The 2,989-nt window shown below is 63.5% G+C and carries 2 protein-coding genes; both read left to right on the top strand.

Annotation, left to right across the window (positions count from 1 at the left end; genetic code table 11):
- Positions 1-271 precede the first annotated feature (271 nt).
- Complete coding sequence (locus EOA86_RS28715; protein ID WP_128344746.1) at positions 272-1,705, top strand: UbiA family prenyltransferase; 1,434 nt, start codon at positions 272-274, stop codon at positions 1,703-1,705.
- Between the two features lie 2 nt (positions 1,706-1,707).
- Positions 1,708-2,989 (top strand): FAD-binding oxidoreductase (locus tag EOA86_RS28710; protein WP_164892067.1); only part of this gene is annotated, 1,282 nt, incomplete at its 3' end.

The raw sequence follows: 2,989 nt of genomic DNA, 5'->3' as shown, positions 1-2,989 counted from the left end.
TATCAAGTAGCCGCGTCAAAAAACGGTGACGATTTTTCGAAGGCCGGGCAATGCCCGGCCTTTTATCGTTTCGGGTCAGCGAAACTTAATGATGAAGGGCGAAATACCGTCACGCAAGCCAGGCCAGGCTGGGCGTTTTAACATTCGCTGCGCTGTTCCCCGTTATATCGGGCCGAAGACGCCGAAGCACGGCGCGGATTTTGGAATGGTGCATGATCCTTTCCGAGAAATCGGTTTTCGGGATCATGGGCTTTAGGCAGGGCAACGGAAAATGGACGCGCGGTCGGACAGGAACGCAATTCCGCTTGCCGTCGATCTCGACGGCACGCTGATCGCGACGGACCTGTTGTGGGAAGGGCTGTTCATCCTTCTCAAGAAGAATCCGCTCTATCTTTTCCTCGTGCCGTTCTGGCTCGCCGGCGGGCCGGCGCGGTTGAAGCAGGCCATCGCTCAACGCATCGACATCGATCCTGCGTCGCTGCCTTACCGCGAGGCGCTGCTTCAGCGCCTTCGCGTTGAACATGGCAAGGGCCGCCAGATCGTGCTGGCGACCGGTACGCCGCGCAAATTGGCCGAGGCGATCGCCGCACATCTCGGGATATTCGATCGCGTCCTGGCGACCGACGGCCCCCACAACATGACCTCAGGCAGAAAGCGCGCCTCGCTTGTCGCCGCCTATGGCGATGGCGGCTTCGACTATGCCGGCAATAGCCGGCACGACCTTAGGGTATTCGACGCCGCGCGCGCGGCAATCGTCGTCGCGCCCGACCGCCATGCTGCGCGATGGCAGGCCGCCCACGGTGCCGAAATGATGCCGGCGCCGAAGCCGACGTTCAGAACCATCGTCAAGATGCTGCGCGTTCATCAGTGGCTGAAGAACTCGCTGATCGCGGTGCCGATGGTACTGTCGCACGAATACTTCAACGCCGACATGGTCTGGGAATGCCTGCTGGCCTTCGTATCGTTCAGCGCAGTCGCTTCCGCCATCTACATCCTCAACGATTTCTTTGATCTCGCGCTCGATCGCAAACACCTGACCAAGCGCAACCGGCCATTCGCCAGCGGCGCGCTGTCGATCCCGTTCGGCCTCGGTTCGATGATGGTGCTGCTTGCAATGGGCGTTGGTGCAGGGCTTCTGCTGCCTATCGAATTCCTCGGCGTGCTCGGCGGCTACATAGTCATCACCACCGCCTATTCGCTGTCGTTCAAGCGCATGCTCCTGATCGACGTGCTGACGTTGGCCGGACTCTACACGATCCGCGTTCTGGCGGGCGCCGCGGCGACCGGCGTCGACGTCTCGTTCTGGCTGCTGGCCTTCTCGATCTTCTTTTTCCTGTCGCTGGCGCTGGTGAAGCGTTTTGTCGAGCTGCGCACGACCGCGATTCCGGCCGGCGAACGCATTGCCGGCCGCGGCTACCGCACCGGAGACCAGGAGATCGTCGCCCAGGCGGGCATGGCCTCGGCCTTTTCCTCGGCGCTGGTGCTGGCACTCTATATGGACAGTGTTGCGGTGCGCGAACTCTATCCTCACCCGTGGCTAGTCTGGCCCCTGGCGCCGATCGTCCTGTACCTGACCATCCGCGTCTGGATTCTCGCCCGCCGCGACGAGTTGCATGACGATCCGGTCGTCTTCATCATCCGCGACTGGCGCAGCCAGATCGTCGTGCTCATCGGCGCCGTGTTTCTGGTCGCCGGAGGCTGGTAGGAGTGGCGAAGCAGCGGTTCCAGAGCTTCGGTCTTGCCACGCCGCCGGCACTCGATGTGATCCCGGCGGACGACGCTGTTGCGCTGCTGAAGAGCGGCAAGGCGGCAAGAAATGCCTTGCTCGCCTACGGCAACGGCCGCTCCTACGGCGATTCCTGCCAGAACCAGGCCGGCATGGTCGTCGACATGCGGCCGCTGAACAGGATCCGCGCCTTCAATGCCGGGACAGGCGTGATCGAGGCCGAGGCCGGCGTGCTTCTGTCCGACATCATCGCCCATGCAGCGCCATACGGCTTCTTTCCGGCCGTCGTTCCAGGCACGCAGGTCGTCACGCTCGGCGGCGCCATCGCCAATGACGTTCACGGCAAGAACCATCACCGGCGCGGCACCTTCGGCTGCCACGTCGAATCGTTCACGCTGCTAAAATCGGATGGACGGCCCCATTACTGCTCGGCCACCGACAATGCACGCCTGTTTGCGGCGACGATCGGCGGCATGGGGCTGACCGGACTGATCCTGTCCGCATCGATCCGGCTGATGCGGGTGCCATCCCTCGATATCGTCGAGACGGCGACGCCGTTCCGCGACCTCGGCGAATTCTTCGAGCTTGCCGAAGCGGCCGACCAAGCCAACGAATACGTCGTCGCATGGATCGACCAGCTTGCCGGCGGCCACGGCCGTGGGCGCGGGCTGCTGTTTACCGGCAATCACGCCGAGCATGGCTCCCATGTGGCCTCTCGTGCCGGCGGCAACCTTTCGGTGCCGTTCCAGCCGCCGTTCAACGTGCTCAACCGGCCGTTCCTGACTGCCTTCAATGCCGCCTACCGGTGGAAGAAAGGCAGGTCTACCGCGCCGCGCCAGGTCGGCTACCAGGGTTTTTTCTTTCCGCTCGACGGCGTTGGCAACTGGAACCGGCTCTACGGACCGAACGGGCTTTTCCAGCACCAGAGCGTGGTGCCGGGAGACGTTGCGCGCCGAGCGGTGCCGGCGCTGCTTGCGGCGGCAAAACGGGCGGGGCAGGGCTCGTTCCTGACGGTCCTGAAGCGCTTCGGCTCAATCCGCTCGCCGGCACTGCTGTCGTTCCCGCGACCGGGTTTCACGCTGACGCTGGATTTTTCCAACCGTGGTCGGGGGACGCTGGCGCTGCTGAAGGAGCTCGACCACATCACGGTCGCGGCCGGTGGCGCGGTCAATCCCTACAAGGATGCCCGCATGGGCGCCGACATTTTCGCCGCATCCTTTCCGGAATGGCAACGCCTCGAAGCGATCCTCGATCCCGCCTTCA

It is taken from the genome of Mesorhizobium sp. M5C.F.Ca.IN.020.32.2.1, from assembly GCF_004023105.1.
Classification (GTDB): Bacteria; Pseudomonadota; Alphaproteobacteria; order Rhizobiales; family Rhizobiaceae; genus Mesorhizobium; species Mesorhizobium wenxiniae.
Note: the sequence above shows the minus strand (reverse complement) of the source record. Positions and strands in the feature narration are given on the sequence as shown.